General features: G+C 66.2%; 15 protein-coding genes. 7 read left to right on the top strand and 8 right to left on the bottom strand.

The annotated features are described in order from the left end of the window. Positions 1-34: 34 nt before the first annotated feature. Complete coding sequence (locus AC1RNN_RS07490) at positions 35-400, bottom strand: thioredoxin family protein (protein WP_493087336.1); 366 nt, start codon at positions 398-400, stop codon at positions 35-37. A gap of 135 nt (positions 401-535) precedes the next feature. On the opposite strand from AC1RNN_RS07490, the gene AC1RNN_RS07485 reads away from it, so the two are divergent. Next, positions 536-1,312 (top strand): ferredoxin--NADP reductase, encoded by a 777-nt coding sequence (locus AC1RNN_RS07485; RefSeq protein ID WP_493087338.1) that lies wholly within the window; start codon positions 536-538, stop codon positions 1,310-1,312. A gap of 87 nt (positions 1,313-1,399) precedes the next feature. Here the strand turns inward: AC1RNN_RS07485 and AC1RNN_RS07480 are convergent, their stop codons facing one another. Both AC1RNN_RS07480 and dinG read right to left on the bottom strand, forming a co-directional pair. Beyond that, positions 1,400-1,609: a hypothetical protein gene (locus AC1RNN_RS07480; RefSeq protein WP_493087339.1), complete on the bottom strand. Its 210-nt coding sequence runs from the start codon at positions 1,607-1,609 to the stop codon at positions 1,400-1,402. A gap of 16 nt (positions 1,610-1,625) precedes the next feature. Beyond that, a complete protein-coding gene (gene dinG / locus AC1RNN_RS07475) occupies positions 1,626-3,788 on the bottom strand; it encodes an ATP-dependent DNA helicase DinG (RefSeq protein WP_493087340.1) in 2,163 nt (720 codons plus the stop codon). Between the two features lie 121 nt (positions 3,789-3,909). On the opposite strand from dinG, the gene pabB reads away from it, so the two are divergent. The 3 genes from pabB to AC1RNN_RS07460 all read left to right on the top strand — a co-directional run bounded on the left by pabB (position 3,910) and on the right by AC1RNN_RS07460 (position 7,900). Continuing rightward, positions 3,910-5,655: an aminodeoxychorismate synthase component I gene (gene pabB, locus AC1RNN_RS07470; RefSeq protein ID WP_493087341.1), complete on the top strand. Its 1,746-nt coding sequence runs from the start codon at positions 3,910-3,912 to the stop codon at positions 5,653-5,655. Further along, entirely contained in the window at positions 5,636-6,685 is a 1,050-nt protein-coding gene (locus tag AC1RNN_RS07465) for a TIGR03790 family protein (RefSeq protein ID WP_493087343.1), read from the top strand. The genes pabB and AC1RNN_RS07465 overlap by 20 nt, the downstream gene beginning before the upstream one ends. Positions 6,686-6,790: 105 nt before the next feature. Further along, positions 6,791-7,900 carry a rhomboid family intramembrane serine protease gene (locus AC1RNN_RS07460; RefSeq protein ID WP_493087344.1) on the top strand — a complete coding sequence of 370 codons (1,110 nt, stop codon included), beginning with the start codon at positions 6,791-6,793 and terminating at the stop codon, positions 7,898-7,900. Here the strand turns inward: AC1RNN_RS07460 and AC1RNN_RS07455 are convergent. The 3 genes from AC1RNN_RS07455 to trmB all read right to left on the bottom strand — a co-directional run bounded on the left by AC1RNN_RS07455 (position 7,897) and on the right by trmB (position 11,312). Continuing rightward, a complete protein-coding gene (locus AC1RNN_RS07455) occupies positions 7,897-9,447 on the bottom strand; it encodes an EAL domain-containing protein (RefSeq protein ID WP_493087346.1) in 1,551 nt (516 codons plus the stop codon). The two genes, AC1RNN_RS07460 and AC1RNN_RS07455, sit on opposite strands and share 4 nt — an antisense overlap. Before the next feature lie 148 nt (positions 9,448-9,595). Further along, complete coding sequence (locus AC1RNN_RS07450) at positions 9,596-10,513, bottom strand: pseudouridine synthase (RefSeq protein WP_493087348.1); 918 nt, start codon at positions 10,511-10,513, stop codon at positions 9,596-9,598. A 16-nt stretch (positions 10,514-10,529) separates the two neighbouring features. Next, positions 10,530-11,312, bottom strand: a complete 783-nt coding sequence (gene trmB, locus AC1RNN_RS07445) for a tRNA (guanosine(46)-N7)-methyltransferase TrmB (RefSeq protein ID WP_493087350.1) — start codon at positions 11,310-11,312, stop codon at positions 10,530-10,532. A 111-nt stretch (positions 11,313-11,423) separates the two neighbouring features. Here trmB and AC1RNN_RS07440 point away from each other — a divergent pair, with 111 nt between their 5' ends. From AC1RNN_RS07440 to AC1RNN_RS07430, 3 genes are all read left to right on the top strand, one after another. After that, a complete protein-coding gene (locus AC1RNN_RS07440; RefSeq protein WP_493087352.1) occupies positions 11,424-11,855 on the top strand; it encodes a GNAT family N-acetyltransferase in 432 nt (143 codons plus the stop codon). Positions 11,856-11,883: 28 nt separating this feature from the next. Further along, positions 11,884-12,525: a glutathione S-transferase family protein gene (locus AC1RNN_RS07435; RefSeq protein ID WP_493087354.1), complete on the top strand. Its 642-nt coding sequence runs from the start codon at positions 11,884-11,886 to the stop codon at positions 12,523-12,525. A gap of 133 nt (positions 12,526-12,658) precedes the next feature. Beyond that, positions 12,659-14,854 carry a diguanylate cyclase domain-containing protein gene (locus AC1RNN_RS07430; protein WP_493087356.1) on the top strand — a complete coding sequence of 732 codons (2,196 nt, stop codon included), beginning with the start codon at positions 12,659-12,661 and terminating at the stop codon, positions 14,852-14,854. Here the strand turns inward: AC1RNN_RS07430 and gluQRS are convergent. Together gluQRS and AC1RNN_RS07420 are read right to left on the bottom strand one after the other, a co-directional pair. Further along, positions 14,839-15,798, bottom strand: a complete 960-nt coding sequence (gene gluQRS, locus AC1RNN_RS07425) for a tRNA glutamyl-Q(34) synthetase GluQRS (RefSeq protein WP_493087358.1) — start codon at positions 15,796-15,798, stop codon at positions 14,839-14,841. The genes AC1RNN_RS07430 and gluQRS overlap by 16 nt on opposite strands. Continuing rightward, complete coding sequence (locus AC1RNN_RS07420; protein ID WP_493087360.1) at positions 15,795-16,838, bottom strand: NAD(P)/FAD-dependent oxidoreductase; 1,044 nt, start codon at positions 16,836-16,838, stop codon at positions 15,795-15,797. The genes gluQRS and AC1RNN_RS07420 overlap by 4 nt, the downstream gene beginning before the upstream one ends. Between the last annotated feature and the right edge of the window lie 38 nt (positions 16,839-16,876).

The following is a 16,876-nucleotide window of genomic DNA, read 5'->3' as shown; positions in this document are numbered from 1 at the left end:
TGGAGCCCTGTTGGATACATAAACGCAGCGCGCCTCAGCGCGTGCGCAGGCGTGCCAGCAGCGCGCTGACTTCCGGGTCTTTCAGGAGCACAGCGTCTGCAGCCGCGCTGTTCTGGATAAGGCGGCGCAGCGTGTCCAGATGTGGCATCACGGTGCCAAAGAAGCGTGGCTCGCTGCCTTGTGCGATCAGGATGGTGGGGAAGTTCTCCACCTCAATGGGGTCCACCAGATCCGACTCGTCTTCAATGTCCACCCATTCAAAGCGCGCCGGGGCAAACTCCGCCTGCAGTTGCGCGAAGAGCGGTTGGTACTCGGTGCAGGTGCCGCACCAAGCGGCGCAGAGGCAGACCACCAGCAGGGATTCGTGGGCAGTGGCAGGGGACAAAACGGGGCTGGACATACGGGTCGCTCTAATGACTCAAATCAATATCGATATAACGAGGCGCTGGGGTATGGCGTTTTATAATATAGGTATTCGCCCTAGTCCCTCGCGGCTGCAGGCATTTCCCTCCGACTGACCCCCACCAAGGCCCCCATGAGTGCATTTCTGGAAGAAACAGTTTTAAGCGTACACCACTGGACCGACCGCCTGTTCAGCTTCACTACCACTCGGGACCCGGCCCTGCGCTTTTCCAATGGCCACTTCACCATGATTGGTCTGCGTCAGGACAACGGCAAGCCCCTGTTGCGTGCCTACTCCATCGCCAGCGCCAACTACGAAGAACACCTGGAGTTCCTGAGCATCAAGGTGCAGGACGGCCCGCTCACCTCCAAGTTGCAACACATCCAGGTCGGCGACAAGATCGTTGTGGGCCGCAAGCCCACGGGTACCTTGCTGATTGACTACCTCTTGCCCGGCAAGAACCTCTACCTGTTGGGTAGCGGCACCGGCCTGGCACCTTTCCTCAGCGTGGCGCGCGACCCTGAAACCTACGAAAAGTACGAAAAGGTCATCGTGGTGCACGGCGTGCGCGAAGTGAAGGAACTGGCCTACCACGAGCTCTTCAAGACCGAGCTGCCCCAGCATGAGTTCCTGGGCGAGATGGTCAGCAAGCAAATGCTGTACTACCCCACGGTCACGCGCGAAGCCTTCGAGAACCAGGGCCGCATCACCACGCTGATCGAGAGTGGCAAGCTGCCCGCCGACCTAGGCCTGCCCCCATTGGATCCGGCCACCGACCGCATCATGATCTGCGGCAGCCCCGGCCTGAACAAGGACATGCGCGAGATCCTCGACGCCAAGGGCTTCAAGGAAGGCAACACCACGACGCCCGGCGACTACGTGGTCGAGCGCGCATTCGTCGAGCAATAAGCTTCGAGACGGCCTAGCCAATAAAAAAGCGCCCTATGGGGCGCTTTTTTTATGCCGATCCGCCATCGCAAAGGCCGGGTCGTCCCCTCATGGATTGAGCTCTATCCCCAAAGCCTTGAGCTTCTTGGCGTACGCATCCCTGCGTTTCGCCGCCTTGGCCGCGGTATCAGTCGCGGCTTGAAGGGCCTTGGGCCCCTTGTTAACCGCCGCCTGGATCAGCCCGAACTTGTGCGCAGCCTCTGCCGCAGCCCCGCGGTAGGTGGCGATGAGGTCGGCGTGGACTGGGGACGAAGTCATTAGGGCCTGCTTGAACTCAGTGGCCAAGTGCGCGCGTGCCCAGCTTGTAGGATGGCAGCCCCGCCAGCATGCGCTTGCCATAGCTGGTCTGGGTGAGGCGTTTGTCGTAGCAAATGACCTGGGCGCGGTCTTCTTCGGTGCGGATGGCGCGGCCGGTCCATTGCAGCAGCTTCACACCGGTGGCTGGAATCACCAGCTCGTTGAACGGATCACGCCCCACGCTTTTGAGCCATTCGGCGCGTGCCTCGTCCACCGGGTCGCTGGGGGGAGCGAAGGGTAGCTTGGCGATGAACACGGTTTCGCAGAGTGCGCCGGGTAAGTCCAGGCCCTCGCCAAAGCTTTGCAGGCCAAACAGCACCGAAGGCAAGCCGCTCTCCACCCGCTGTGCATGGGCTTCGAGCAAGCGCGTGCGTGACTGTGTGCCCTGCACCAGCACCATGTCCATCAGGTGGCCGGGCAGCGCATCGGTGGCCGTGCGCATTTGCGCGCGGCTGGTGAACAGTACCAGCGCGCCGCGTTTCACCTGTTCGATGTCCTCCATCAATGCGCGCACCATTTCGGCGGTGTAGGCATCGGCCTGCTTGGGGTCGGCGCGCGTGTGCACCACGGTCAGGCTGCCCTGGCGGCTGTAGTTGAAGGGGCTGGCCACTTCCAGCGCGCTGACATAGGGTTTGTTGGACAGGCCGGCTTCTTTCAGGAAGTAATCGAAGCTGCCGCAGCTGGTGAGCGAGGCGCTGGTGACGATGGCGCCGCGCACCTGGCTCCAGAGGAACTGGCGCAACAGATCGCCCGGCACGATGGGGCAGGCGTGCGCCGTCATGGTCAGAAAGCTGCTCTCGCTCTCGGCCTGCAGCCATTTGGCCAACGGCTGCTCGCCATGTTCCAGCAGCAGGCCCGCGGTGCTCACCAGGCTGCCCAGGCGCGGTGCTAGCCCGCCCAACTGGGCGTAGAGCTGGGCGCACAGCGCGGCCTGGCTGGGGTCGTCCTTGGCGATGGCCTTCACGTCCACGCCCAGGGCTTCCAGCGCCTTGGACAGGCCATTGGCCTGCGCGTGGATCTGGTTGACGGGCTCGTGCAGCGCCTCCGGCAGTACGCCATTTGCAAAGCGCAGCGTACCGTCCTTGCCGCCGCCATGCGCGTCGCGCCCGGTCTGGGCCCATACTAGGTCCATGGCCATGCGGGCCAGCGTGGTCAGCGCGCCCTTGAGCTGGCTGGTTACGGTCTGCACGTCTTCACCCACATGCAGGGCCAGCTTGCCTGCCACCTCGTTCATGGTCTTGGGCAGCTTGTCCAGCCAGCGCAGGTTGCTCAGGTCCATGGCGCTGGAAAACTGGTCCAGCGCGACCGCAGGCAGGTGGTGGCCTTCGTCAAAGACGACGAGGCAGTTGTCCAGGTCGGGCAGGGTCTTCATGCCCAGGCTGGCCAGCACCAGATCGTGGTTGGCCACGATGACATTGGCCTCGGCCAGCTTGGTGCGGGCGTTGTAGTAGCTGCACTCCTTGTAGCGTGGGCAGTGGCGTGCAGTGCAGGTGTGGCGCTCGGCGGCCACGGCCGACCAGTCGCGCGGGTCCGGCATGTCTGGCAGGTTGTCGCGGTCGCCGTCCCAGCTGGCTACCGCCAGCTTGTGCGCCATGCTCTCGAACAGGGCTTGGCGGCGTTCCTCAATGGCTTCCTGCGAGAGCGCACTGGCCTTGGGCTGCGGCAGGTCGTCCTCAAACAGATCGTCTTCGCCCGCGCCGCTGCCTACCAGTCGCTCCAACTTCACCTTGCAGACATAGCGCCCGCGGCCCTTGGCCAGCGCGTAGGCAAAGGGCTGGTCCATGCTGCGTGCCAGGGCTGGTAGGTCCTTGCTCATCAACTGCTCCTGCAGCGCCACGGTGGCGGTGCTGATGATGACCCGGGTCTTGCGCTCCAGGGCCATGGCAATGGCCGTGCTGGCATAGGCTGCGCTCTTGCCCACGCCGGTACCGGCCTGGATCACGGCAATCGCTTTGGTGGGGTTGGGGTGCTCGCCGATGTCGGCCTGGGCTAGTGTGGCGGCCACGGCTTCTGCCATCTGGTGTTGGCCTGGACGGATGCGGAAGCCCGCAGTGCTGCCGACCACGGTTTCAAAGGCGTGTAGGGCATGCTGGGCCAGGGCGGCGCTGGCGGGCGGCAGGGAGGAAAAATCGGAGCTCACGCGGGGCAGGACAGGGGCAGGGAGAAAGGGGGCGCAGACAGGCCCCATCGGGGGGCAGGAGAGAGGGCTGACTATACAGGCAGCGCTGATAATCGGGCCTGCACCCACCCCGCCGCCATCCATGCCCCAGCCGCACGCCCTGATCGATTTTGTAGACCCGCACCAGGCGGGCGCCGGCCCCCTGCAATTGGCCTTTGGCGTGCCGCAGCAGGTGCTGGTGGCACACACGCTGGAGCAGGTGCCCCAGGTGCTGGCGCAGGTGGATGCGCTGAGCCGGCAGGGGCACTGGTGTGTGGGCTATGTGCGCTACGAGGCGGCGCCTGCGTTTGACGCCGCACTGCAGGTGCATGCCGCCGACGGGCCGCTGGCCTGGTTTGGTGTTCACGCGGCTCCGTTGCCGGATGGCGGGGTGGCGGCGCCTAGGGCTGCCGAGCCCAGCCTGCGCTGGGAATCGCAGATTGCGCGCGCGGACTTTGACCAGAACATGGCCGAGATCCACCGCGCCATTGCGGCCGGCGAGTTCTACCAGGTCAACTACACCGCGCCCTTGCACGCGGCGTTTGCGGGGGATCCGCGCGCCTGCTTCGAGGCCCTGCGCCGCGCCCAGCCACGCGCCTACAGCGCCTTCATCGATGCGGGTGCGGAGCAGGTACTGTCTGTCTCGCCCGAGCTGTTCTTCGACTGGGACGGCCAGCGCATCCTGAGCCGCCCCATGAAAGGCACAGCCGCGCGCGGTGTCACGCCCGTCGAGGACGCCGCCAACGCCGAGCGCCTGCGCCACACGCCCAAGGAGCAGGCCGAGAATGTGATGATCGTGGACCTGATCCGCAATGACCTCTCGCGCATTGCGCTGCCCTTCAGCGTCAAGGTGCCGCGCCTGTTCCATCTGGAGCCCCTGCCCACGGTGTGGCAGATGACCTCCGACGTGGAAGCGCAGACCCGGCCCGGCACCACGCTGGTGGATGTGTTCCGTGCGCTGTTCCCTTGCGGCTCCATCACCGGCGCGCCCAAGGTCCAGGCCATGCGCCAGATCTGTGCGCTGGAGCCTGCGCTGCGCGGCGTGTACTGCGGCGCTGTGGGCCTGGTGCGGCCCGGTGGCCACGCCACCTTCAACGTGGCCATCCGCACGGTGACTGTGCGGGGCAGTGAGGCGGTGTGTGGCATTGGCAGCGGCATGACCTTTGATGCGCAGCCCGAGGGCGAGTGGCAGGAGTGGCAGAACAAGCGCATGTTCCTGGAGCGCGCCAGCCAGCCCTTTGAGTTGCTGGAAACCCTGGCCCTGCGCGACGGCGTGTTGCAGCACCTGCCCCTGCATCTGGAGCGCATGGCGTCTGGCGCACAGCACTTTGGCACGCCCTGGGACGCGCAACGTGCGCACAAGGCCCTGCAGGCCGTGGCCAGCACGCACCCGCAGGGCAGCTACCGTGTGCGCCTGCTGCTGTCGGCCCAGGGGCATTTCGCGGCCCAGGCCCTTGCCATGGCGGATACGCCCCGGCCTGTGCGCCTGCAGCTGGCTGCGGTGCCGCTGGACGCTGCGCACAGCGAGTTTGTGCGCTTCAAGACCACGCGCCGCGCCCACTACGAGGCCCTGGCGCCCGCCGACCCGGCCGTGTTTGACACGGTGTTGTTCAACCGCGCCGGCGAAATCACGGAATGCACGCGCGGCAATATTGCCGTGCTGCTGGACGGCCGCTGGGTCACGCCGCCACTGGCCTGTGGCCTGTTGCCCGGCGTGGGGCGGGCGGTCTACCTGCAAAGCGGGCGCCTGCACGAAGCCGTGGTGCGGGTGGACGACCTTCGCCGCGCCCAAGGGCTGGCGTTTGTGAACAGTTTGCGCGGGTGGCTGGATGCCGAGTTGGTGGCCTAAGGCCGTTGCGGCTCTGCTGCTGGCGCTGGGCCTTAGTGCCAGCGCTGTGGCGCAGATGCCAGGGCCGACCCCCAAGCGCTTGGTGGCGGCCGATCTGGGGCTGGTGGTGAACCTGTCGGACCCGTATTCGGTGGCCGTGGGCGAGTACTACGTGCAGCAGCGCGGGCTGGAGGCCAGCCAGGTGCTGTACTTGGAGCTGCCGGTCAAACCCGTGCTCAGCCCGGCGGAGTTCGAGCCCTTGCAAGCCCAGATCCGCAAGGCCTTTGGCAGTAGCACACGTGCCCTCGCACTGGCCTGGGCCCAGCCCTATGCCGTGGAGTGCAACGGCATCACGGCTGCTGTGTCGCTGGGCTTTGATCCTGACATTTGCCGGGCCAGTTGTGGCCCGTCGAAACTTTCTCCGCTATTCGGCAAGCCGCTGTCGGTCGCGCAGACGGAAGAGGGGCTCAGACCCTCCATGCTGCTGGCGGCCCGTACGGTGGAGGCGGCCAAGGCCCTGATCGACCGCGGTGTGGCCGCCGACCGGCAACTGGGCAAGCGTGGCGTGCCAGCCGCGCACGCGGTGTTCGTCTCCACCACGGACAAGGCGCGCAATGTGCGCGAGCCGCTGTTTCCGGTGGCAGCAGCGGTGCCGGCCCTGGGCCTGCAGATTGACCGGGTGCAAAGTGGCCCCGGGGATGCCTTGCCCCGCGTCATCCTCTACCAGACCGGCGTGGTTCGGGAGGAGCAGATGTCGCGCATCCAGTGGTTGCCCGGAGCATTGGCCGATCACCTCACCTCGTTCGGCGGGCGCCTGCTGGACGCGCAGGGCCAGATGAGTGTGCTGGACTGGCTGGAGGCCGGCGCCACGGCCAGTTACGGCACCGTGAGCGAGCCCTGCAACCACCAGCAGAAGTTTCCCCACCCTAGTCTCTTGCTGGCGTACTACGCCATGGGCGCCAGCGCAGTGGAGGCCTACTGGCGCAGCGTGGCCTGGCCGGCGCAGGGGGTGTTTGTGGGCGAGCCGCTGGCGGCACCGTTCGGGCGCTAGCGGATGCGGCTGGTCTCTTTGGACTATGCCGCGGAACTGCGCCCGCCCAGGCGGGTCTTGCAGGGCGTGTGTAATACGCCTTTGTTGTCCTGATCCCCATCCGCCTTGTCGTCTTCTTCCTCCCGTCCTGACCTGATTGAGCTCATGCGCAGCCCCGCGCATACGGCGCCCGCGGTGTGCGCGCTGCTGGGGCTGAACGTGCTGGTGTTTCTGGCCATGCAGCTGGCGGGTGCGGGCTGGTGGCATGCGGCCCAGGGCGTGCCGCTGGCCTGGGGGGCCAACTTCGGGCCGGCCACGCAGGACGGGCAGTGGTGGCGTCTGGGTACGGCCATGTTTGTGCACTTTGGCGTGCTGCATCTGGCGCTCAACATGTGGGCGCTGTGGGATGTGGGGCGGCTCATGGAGCGCCTGCTGGGGCACGGGCGCTTTGCGCTCCTGTACCTGGGCAGCGGTGTGCTGGGCAACGCGGTGTCGTTGGTGGTGCGGGGCAATGAGGCGGTGTCGGGCGGGGCCTCGGGTGCGGTGTTCAGCCTCTACGGGGCCTTGCTGGTGTTTCTGTGGCGCGAACGCGCACAGGTGGACCGTACCGACTTCCGTTGGCTGTTTGGTGGCGCGCTCTTGTTCACGGGGCTGATGCTGGGGTTGGGCTTTCTGCTGCCGGGCATTGACAACGCGGCCCATGGCGGCGGCCTGTTGGCGGGCGCGCTCTGGGGTGGTTTGCTGGCGCGCCCGTGGACGGCGCAGAGCCCGCCAGTGCGGCGCTGGCGTCTGGTATCGGCGCTGGCGTTGCTGGGCATGGTGGTGGCGCTGTGGCGCGCCGTGCCGGCGCCGCCCTATCTGATGGGTGAAGAGCTGCGTGCGCGCGCCGGCATTGCCCAGTTTCTGCAGGAAGACCAGCGCCTGAGCCAGCGCTGGGACAGCCTGTTGCAGGCGGGTGAGCGGGATGGCCAGAGTTTTGAGCAGTTGGCGGGCCGCATCGATGCCGAGGTGGCCGACCGCTACGCCTTGAGTTTCGAGCGCCTGGCGGCGGCTGCGCCGGGCGGTGCGGCGCCCTCGGCGGCGGCGCTGGAGGCCCTGCAGACGTATGCCGCCAAGCGTGCCGATGCGGCACGCGAGTTGTCGGAAGGCTTGCGCCGGGGCGACCCCGAAGCGCTGGAACAGGCCCGGCGCCCGGCGTCGGCGCCTGGTGGGCCCGGGAAACAACCGCACCCCTAGGTGCGCGCTTGTTGCTCCAGCAGCGCGACCAGCTGCGCCATGGGCATGGGCTTGCCAAACAGCCAGCCCTGGGCGAATTGCACACCGCGTGCCTGCAGCAGGCCGGCCTGGGCTTCGGTTTCCACGCCCTCCGCAATCATGGTGAGCTGCAAGTCCTTGGCCATGTCGATGATGTGCATGGCCACATGGCTGGTGGCGGCGCCGGTACCCAGCGTGTCCACAAAGGACTTGTCGATCTTCAGGTAGTCCAGCTCGAAGGTGCCCAGGTAGGACAGGCTGGAGTAACCCGTGCCAAAGTCGTCCACCGCCATCTCGATGCCTAGCGCGCGGATGCGTTTGATGACCTCGCGCACGCGGGTCGCGTCCATCAGGCCGCGCTCCGTCGCCTCCACCACCAGCTGCCGGGGCCCGGCGCCACTGCGCTGTTGCAGCATTTGCAATTGGTCGAGGATTTGCGGCGAATGCAGGTCGGCCGAGGACAGGTTGACGCCGATGTGCAGCTCCGGGTAGCGGGTGAGCAGGTCGCCCAGGTCATGGGCACACAGCTGGAGGACGCGTTGGGTCAGGGCCTGGATCAGGCCGGAGGACTCCGCCACGGGGATGAACTGGTCCGGCCCGGTGTGGCTGCCATCGCGGTGGCGCCAGCGCAGCAGGGCTTCGGCGCCAATGCAACGGCGCGTTTTCAGGTCCACGATGGGCTGGTAGACCAGATAGAACTCCTTGCGTCGCAGGCCACTGCGGATCATGGCCGGAAGGGCCATTTGCTGGCGCGTCACCAGAAAGGCCAGCACGGCCAACGCCAGCCCTGCCAGGATGCCCAGGGGCAGCAGCTCCTTGATGGTCGCCGTGGTGTGCTCTTTCAGCCGCGCCAGTGGCAGCGCTGCCAGGGTGATGGTGGTGAAGTTGCCGGAGTCCATGGTGGCCACCAGAAATCCATCGGAAATGAAGGTGGCCCGGCCGTTGGTGCGCGGGTGGTCAATCCAGTTGCGCTGTATGGGCCCCCGGCTGGAGCGGAAGCTGTTGTTGCGGGTGGAGAAGGTGGCTACCGACACCTCGGGTGGCGTGGGGATGTCGATGGTGATGGCCTCGTGCACGATAGCGGCATAGCCGCCGCGTTCCACGATGATGAAGGTCATGCCCGGGGCAAACGGCAGCTGGACCTGGGTGTACAGGGTTACGCCATCCTGGCTGGGTGCCGCTGGCACATTGTTGCGCGGCAGCGTGAAGGGCTGGGCCAGCTTGCCGTACGAGGTGCACAGCAGTTGCCCGTTGGCGATGTAGCCCATGGCCTGGATGTCGGCGGAGACAAGGTCAATTTCGCCCATGCGGGCAATCTGCTCGGTGGAGCAGGGGTCTTGCGCCTGTGCGGCCTGCAGCAGGGCGATGCCGGTGTAGACCTGCCGGGTGGCGCGTTCGGAGCGTTGCAGCACTGCCTCTGCGTACTCCAGCAAGTCTTGCTGGTTGGCCTTCAGGGCCTGGCGCTGGGCCATCTCCAGCGTGACCGCGATGGGTATGGCCCCTGCCAAGAGGCTGGCCATGATTGCCATGGTGATGGTTTGTTTCTTGTTCAAAAACACCTCGGACCCGGTTGAACACGCTGGACGCCCGCGCAGTGTACTGCGCTATATGGGGCGTCTGGATTGCTATGAATTCAGGAGCTGCTCGCGTAGTATCCACAGGGGCTGGGTGCCATTTTCATTGAAAATCCTGAAGGGGCAGCAGTCCACGCTGGCTGGCAAAGCGGCGTGCTTGGCCGCTCACCGGGTCGGTAAAGGCAATCTGCCGCGCCAGCAGTTGCAGGGGGCGGGCGTGGTCAAAATCGCCCTCGGGTGTCAGCACGGGGTAGATGCCATCAAACGCGATGGGCAGGCCCAGCGCCGCCATGTGCACGCGCAGCTGGTGGCGCTGGCCGGTCAGCGGGCGCAGTTCGTAGCGGGCCCAGTCGCCCAGCACCTCCAATGGGGCGATGTCGGTGACGGCGTTGACCGGGCCGGGCACCTCGGTCTGTTGCATGAAATGGGCGGACTCGCCGATATGGCTCTCGCGGTGGATGGGCCAGGGCAGGGCGGGGGCCCAGCGGGCCACGCATTCGTAGGTCTTGTCCACCACCCGGTCGCGGAACAGGGCCTGGTAGGCGCCGCGCGTGCCAGGGTTCACGGAGAACAGCACCAGGCCCGCCGTGTCGCGGTCAATGCGGTGGATGGGCGAGAGATGCTCGAGCCCCAACTGCGCCTTCAGCCGCACCAGCAGGGTCTCCTGCAGGTACTTGCCCGAGGGAATGACGGGCAGGAAGTGCGGCTTGTCGGCCACCAGCAGCTCGCTGTCTTGCCAGAGCACAGTGGCTTCGAAGGGGATGCGCGGCTCCTGGGTCAGCGCGCGGTAATAGTAGAGGCGTCGGCCGGGCGCGGGGGCATCGTCGGGGCGGGCCAGGCGACCTTCGGCGTCGATGACATCGCCGCTGTCAAGGCGGGTTTGCCAGTCTGCCCGCGACACGGCCGGGAAGCGCTGGGCAAAAAAGTCGAGCAGCGTGGGCCAGGGGCCCGGTGGCAGCACTACGCAGCTTGGGCTCACGCCCTGGCGCGCAGGCGGGGCATTGGGCCGGTAGCGGCTCATGCTCGCAGGGCAGTTTTCAGCGGCGCTCGAACACCACGTCCCACACGCCGTGCCCGAGCTTGATGCCGCGGTTCTCAAACTTGGTGAGGGGGCGGTAGTGCGGCTTGGGCGCGTAGCCGCCCAGCTCGGGGTGGTCGGGCAGGGCGCGGTTCTTCAGCTTGGGTTCGGCGGTGAGCACTTCCAGAATCTGCTGGGCGTAGGGCTCCCAGTCGGTGGCGGCGTGCAGGTAGCCACCGGGCTTGAGGCGCGCGGCCAGCTTGGCCACCAGCGGGCTCTGGATCAGGCGGCGCTTGTTGTGCTTGGTCTTGTGCCAGGGGTCGGGGAAGAAGATATGCACGCCGTCCAGGCTGGCCAGGGGCAGCATGTGGTCGATGACTTCCACTGCGTCGTGGTTGCAGATGCGGATGTTGGTGATGTTGTTTTCGCCAATGCGCTTGAGCAGGGCGCCCACGCCCGGCTCATGCACCTCGCAGCAGAGAAAGTTGGTGTCTGGCAGCGTGGCGGCAATCTTGGCGGTGGCTTCGCCCATGCCAAAGCCGATTTCCAGTACCAGCGGGCGTTCAGCATGTTTTTGGCCTGCAGCCCGCGCAGCTTCTGCGTAAGCAGCTTCGAAATCAATAGCAGTTGGCTGGTAGGGCACCAGGAATTTGGGGCCCAGCTCGGCCATGGCACGCTCCTGCCCACTGCCCATACGGCCTGCACGCTTCACAAAGCTCTTGATGGTGCGCATGAAGGGCTTGGCGGCCTCCGGGCTGTCGGTGGCGGGGGTCTCAGGGGTGTCCGGGGCGGAGGAGGTCATGGTCGGTAGAAGAAAAGTCAGGCCTGCATTGTAGGGAGGGCGGTCCGGCGGGGGCTGCTATAACGCAGAGGGGCCACACCCGTTGCCCGCCGCCGCGAGGAGAAACTGCGCATGTCACTGGTCTGGTCGGATGCCATCGAAACCATGGATTGGGACGAACTCGCGGCCCTGTACCGCGCCGCGCCCCTGGGCAACAAGACCGCCGAGGGCCTGAAAACCGCCTATGGCAACAGCATGTACCGCTGCTTTGTGCATGACAACGGGGTCCTGGTCGGCGCCGGGCGGGTGTTGGCCGATGGCGTGGACTGCGCCTACGTCTGCGACGTGGCCTTGCTGCCCAACTACCAGGGGCAAGGCCTGGGTGCGCAGCTGGTGCAGCGCCTGGTGGACTGCTCGCGCGGCCACGGAAAAATCATTCTCTATGCGGTGCCGGGCAAGGAGCCCTTCTACCGCAAGTTCGGCTTCTGGCGCATGCGCACTGCCATGGCCATCTTTGCCGACCAGGCACTGGCCGCAGAGCGCGGCTATGTGCAGGACCTGTGAGCTTTCTTTTCAACCTGTGATGTGAACCATGTACAAATTGCATTGCTTCGCCCAATCGGGCAACAGTTTCAAGGTCGCCTTCTTCCTGCGCGCGCTGGGCCAGCCCTATGAGCCGGTGTTTGTGGATTTCATGAACGGTGCCTCGCGCGATCCTGCATGGCGCGAATCCAACAACGAAATGGGCGAGGCCCCCATCCTCGAAGACGGCGCACGCCGCATCACGCAGTCCGGCGCCATCCTCACCTATCTGGCCGACAAGCACGGCGCCTATGGCGGCACCACGCCGGAAGAAAAGCTGGAAGTGCTGCGCTGGATGCTGTTCGACAACCACAAGTTCACCAGCTACTTTGCCAGCTACCGCTTCAGCAAGTCTTTTGGCCCCGTGGCGCCCGATCCAGCCGTGATGGCCTGGCTCAAGGGCCGGCTGGAGGTGGCTTTTGACATTGCCAACAAGCACCTGGCCAAGACACCTTTCATGGTGGGCAGCACGCCTACGATTGCCGATTTCTCCATGAGCGGCTACGCCTTCTACCCCGAAGAAGAAAACGGCCTGGACCTGCACACCCGCTACCCCCATGTGGGCGCCTGGGCGCAGCGCATGAAGGTGCTGCCCGGCTGGGTGGACCCGTATGCGCTGATGCCTGGCGAACGCATTCTGCCCAAGTGGTGATGCGGCTGCTGGCCCTCTCGGGCAGCCAGCGGGCTCTGTCCATTGACGCGGCCCACCGGCTCCAGGCCGGGTTTATCCCTTGTCCGCAGGCCGCCGCACCGTACACAATCGCCTGAACTTCCGGAGACTGTTGGTGCCCCTGTTCCCTGCGATCCAGCGTCGTCTGTCTGCCCTGCGTGGCCTGGTGCTGATGGGGCTGGGCTGCCTGCTGGCGGGTCTGGCGCAGGCCGGGGGCTCGTCGGCGCTGCTGCTGGGGACGGACGAGCAGGCTTGGCTGGACGCGCACCGCGGCAAGACCTATACGGTGGGGTTCGATCCCTATGCCGGCATGGACAGCTTCGAATTCCGCGGGCAGCGCATGGGTCTCTTGCATGCGCTGCTCAAGGACATGCAGCTGCAGCTGGGCCTGCAGGTGGTGCCCGCCCAAGTCAAGGGCTGGGACGATGCCTACAGCCGCTTTGTGGCGGGGCAGATCGACATCCTCTATGGCGCCAACCCCACGCCGGAGCGCGAGCGCATCATGCGCTTCACGCGCCCGGTCTGGAAGTACCCCTACACCGTGTTTGGGCGCAAGGATTCGGCGGTGCAATCCCTGGGCGATCTGGATGGAAAACGCATCGGCTTCATCCGCAACGACTTCGTGATCGAGCAGCTGCCGCGTGAGTTTCCCAACGTCCATCTGCAGCGCGTGGAGTTTGACGAGCAGGAAGCTGGCCTGCGCGCGCTGGAGCGTGGCGAGGTGGACGGCTTTGTGACCGCCGGTGGCGGGCTGGAGTACGAGTTCCTCTACGCCCACCCCAAGCTGGCGCTGGTGGCCGAGCTGCGTGCCATTACCTCCGACATGACCATGGCCGTGGCGCGTGACCAGCAACTGCTGGCCCAGATACTGGACCGCTACATCGCGCAGCGCGAGGCCGCCATTGGCGAGATGAAAAGCGCGGCCCAGCGCCTCTATAACCGCAAGATCCTGCGTCTGAGCGAGGCCGAGCTGCGCTGGCTGGAGCAGAGCGGCACGGCCGTAGTGGGCGTGGCCGAGGACTACCTGCCTTTTGACTACTACGAGAAGGGCGAGTACCGTGGCATCGCGGGCGAGATGCTCAAGCGCGTTGGCGACACGGTGGGCATCCGCTTCAGCGTGGTGAGTGCGCCGTTTGCAGAAGTGATGAACCGGGCCCGCGCCGGTGGGGTGGATGTGGTCAACATGGCCCGCACGGAAGACCGGCTCAAGGACTTCCTGTTTCCCCACGCCATCAGCACCGAGCGTGACATCATCGTGGGCCGCAAGAGCAGCCCGCCGGTGCCCGATGTGTACGACCTGGATGGTCGGCGTGTGGCGGTGATCGACGGCTTCTGGCACGAGGAATACCTGCAGAAGAACCTCAAGAACCCGCAGATCGTGCGCACCAATGACATCGTGGAGTCGCTGCGCATGGTGCGCGATGGCGAGGTGGACTACATGATCGAGAACCCCACGGTGGTGGAGTTCTACATCAATGGCCTGGGCTATACCGACCTGGTCAAGCGCGGCAACACTTCCAAGGATTCCTTTGTCTATTTCGGGGTGAGCCGGCGCCAGCCCGAGCTGGCCTCCATCATGGACAAGGTGATCCCGCTGATCCGCTTCGAGGACGCCAAGTACGCCGGCATCCAGAGCGTGCCGGCGCTGCGCAACGAGGCCAACCGCCGACTCATCCTGATCGTGGCGGTGCTGCTGGTGGCGCTGGGTGGCATCCTGCTGCTGGTGATCCGTGTGGTGCGCAAGTTGGCCGTGCAGAAGGCGCGCACCCAGTTCCTCACGGAGCGCGAACACGTTCTCTATACCGACACGCTCACCGGCTTCCACAACCGCAACTATTTCAACGACAAGGTCGGCAAGGCCCTGCCGCACACCTACCCGCAGGCGGTGGTGGTGGCTGACCTCAACAACCTCAAGCTGGTCAATGACAACCACGGCCATGCCGCGGGCGATGCCCTGTTGCGCCTGTTTGCCAGCCTGGTGCGCGAGCAGTGGCCGCAGGGGCATTGCTTCCGCATGGGGGGTGACGAGTTCCTCATCGTGCTGCTGGCTACCGATGCCGAGCAGGCCCAGGCTGGCATGGACGCGCTGCGCCAGCGCTGCCAGGCTGCCCGTGTGCCGGCGGTGTCTGAAGCCTGGGGCGCACCCAGCGCGGCGCTGGGCTACGCGCTGCGCGAGAGTGCGCAGCAGTCGCTGGCCCAGTGCATTGCGCAGGCCGACCAGCGCATGTACGAGGCCAAGGCCCAAATGAAGAAGCGGCGCAGTGACCGCGAGGGCGACGTGGTGTCGCCTGCCGGTCAGCCCCTGCCGTAAAGCCCGGGCCAGGCCTGCGTCCAGCCGGCCAGGCAATCTGCGGTGGATGACGCCTCTGACGCTGCTGGCAGACCCAGTGCCTGCGCTGCCTGCCGCAGGGCCTCTTGGGCGGCCTGGGGTGTTGCGGTGTCTATGGCGGTGGCACCGTTCTGCTTGCTGAGCTTGTGTCCATCCAGGCCCATGACTAGCGGCGTGTGCAGGTAGTTGGGCGTGGGCAAGCCCAGCGCGCGCTGCAGCAGGATCTGGCGTGCCGTGTTGTCGGCCAGGTCTTCGCCGCGCACCACATGCGTGATGCCCTGCGCCGCGTCGTCCACCACCACCGCCAGCTGGTAGGCCCAGAGGCCATCGGCGCGCTTGAGCACAAAGTCGCCCACCGCCTGTTCCACGTTCTGCTGCTGCGCGCCCAGGCGCTGGTCGTTCCAATACAGCACGTTATTTGCTATGGATTCAGGAGCTGCTCGCGCAATATCCATGGGGGCTGGTGGCAATTTTTCCTTGTAAATGGCGCTGTCGGTGCGCAGTCGCCAGGCGCGGCCCGGCTTGCCACGCAAGCCACTGCGGCAGGTGCCGGGGTAGACCAGCTCGCCATGGCGCGGCTTGCCGCCGCCCAAACTGGCCAGCGCCAGCTCGATGTCCTTGCGCGAACAGGCGCAGGGGTAGGCCAAGCCGGCCCTCACCAGTTGGTCCAGCGCCTGCTGGTACTGCGCGCCACGCGCGCTTTGCCACACCGGCGCTTCGTCAGGGAACAGGCCGCAGGCGGCCAGTTGCTGCAGGATGGTGGTGTCCGCGCCGGGTACGCAGCGCGGCGTGTCCACGTCTTCGATGCGCACCAGCCATGCGCCGTGGTGTGCGCGTGCGTCCAGCCAGCTGGCCAGGGCGGCTACCAGCGAGCCCGCGTGGAGCAGGCCGGTAGGAGAGGGAGCGAAGCGACCTCTGTACTTCAAGCGATTTGCAGAGCGAGTTCCAAGCCGGAGATGAACGCGTCTTCCACGCGGTGGCCCAGACACCAGTCGCCGCAGACACCGAGGCCGGCCTTGTCGTCCCAGAGGTGGCTGGTGCCCAGGGGCTGTTCGGTCTTGGCGTACATCCAGCGGTGCACTTCAGCGTGGGCCGGTTCGGCGCGGATGCCGGTGATCTCGGCAAAGGCCTTGATGAGCTTGGCCTGCACGCGGCCCGGGTCGTCCTGCAGATGTTCTTGGGACCACGCGGCGCTGGCCTGCACGGTCCAGCGTTCTACGCGGCTGCGGCCGGGCTTGCTCGATTCGCGCGTGAGCCAGGCCACGCGGTGGTGGGTGCTGCGCGCGGCGTTCCATTGCGGGCCCAGGGTGGTGAGGCCGGGCTGCACGGCCTGCGGGTAAGCCAGCATCAGCGTCCAGCACGGCGCCACCGAGACGGCTAAGGTCTTCTTGGCCAGGGCCGCACCCTTGGGGCTCGTAGCCAGCAGGGCTTGCGCCTGCGGGTGGGGAATGGCCAGCACCACGGCGTCAAAGCCGCTGAAGACGTGCTGGCTGTCGTCGGCACCGGTGGTGTGCAATTCCCACTGCGCCTTGTTGAGTGCGTCGGGGGCGATGCGGACTACGCGCGTGTTCAGCTCCACGTTGCCTGTGGCCAGCAGGGGCTTGGCCCAGGCTTGTACCAGGGCGTTCATGCCAGGGGCTGGCACCCAGTGCGGGTCGCGCGGGGGCAGGCCGGCAGCGGCCACGCGGCCGTGCGAGTCCAGCACGCGCACGGTGTTGGCGCTCCAGGGGCGGCACAGACCGGGCGTGGTCTGCAGCGCCAGCGCAAAGCGTGGGTCGCGCACGGTGAAGTACTGGGCGCCGTGGTCAAAGGTGCCAAAGGCGCTGTCGCGCGTGGACATGCGCCCACCGGGGCGGTGGCTTTTTTCGAAGACGGTGACCCGGTGGCCCGCCTGCATCAAGGTGCGCGCACAAGTGATGGCGGCCATGCCGGCGCCCACGATGGCAAAGTGTCGGGAGGATGTCATGGGCGCGGTCTCCGGTTGTTGTCTTGGTCCCTTTATAC

The organism is Rhodoferax sp. GW822-FHT02D07 (assembly GCF_058802405.1).
Note: the sequence above shows the minus strand (reverse complement) of the source record. Positions and strands in the feature narration are given on the sequence as shown.

Excerpts from the sequence above, each read along its gene's own strand:
- AC1RNN_RS07485 (WP_493087338.1), top strand. The coding sequence starts at position 536 with ATGAGTGCATTTCTGGAAGAAACAGTTTTAAGCGTACACCACTGGACC.
- AC1RNN_RS07420 (WP_493087360.1), bottom strand. The coding sequence starts at position 16,838 with ATGACATCCTCCCGACACTTTGCCATCGTGGGCGCCGGCATGGCCGCC.
- AC1RNN_RS07435 (WP_493087354.1), top strand. The coding sequence starts at position 11,884 with ATGTACAAATTGCATTGCTTCGCCCAATCGGGCAACAGTTTCAAGGTC.
- AC1RNN_RS07490 (WP_493087336.1), bottom strand. The coding sequence starts at position 400 with ATGTCCAGCCCCGTTTTGTCCCCTGCCACTGCCCACGAATCCCTGCTG.
- AC1RNN_RS07465 (WP_493087343.1), top strand. The coding sequence starts at position 5,636 with ATGCCGAGTTGGTGGCCTAAGGCCGTTGCGGCTCTGCTGCTGGCGCTG.
- AC1RNN_RS07480 (WP_493087339.1), bottom strand. The coding sequence starts at position 1,609 with ATGACTTCGTCCCCAGTCCACGCCGACCTCATCGCCACCTACCGCGGG.
- AC1RNN_RS07455 (WP_493087346.1), bottom strand. The coding sequence starts at position 9,447 with ATGGCAATCATGGCCAGCCTCTTGGCAGGGGCCATACCCATCGCGGTC.
- trmB (WP_493087350.1), bottom strand. The coding sequence starts at position 11,312 with ATGACCTCCTCCGCCCCGGACACCCCTGAGACCCCCGCCACCGACAGC.
- pabB (WP_493087341.1), top strand. The coding sequence starts at position 3,910 with ATGCCCCAGCCGCACGCCCTGATCGATTTTGTAGACCCGCACCAGGCG.
- AC1RNN_RS07440 (WP_493087352.1), top strand. The coding sequence starts at position 11,424 with ATGTCACTGGTCTGGTCGGATGCCATCGAAACCATGGATTGGGACGAA.
- AC1RNN_RS07450 (WP_493087348.1), bottom strand. The coding sequence starts at position 10,513 with ATGAGCCGCTACCGGCCCAATGCCCCGCCTGCGCGCCAGGGCGTGAGC.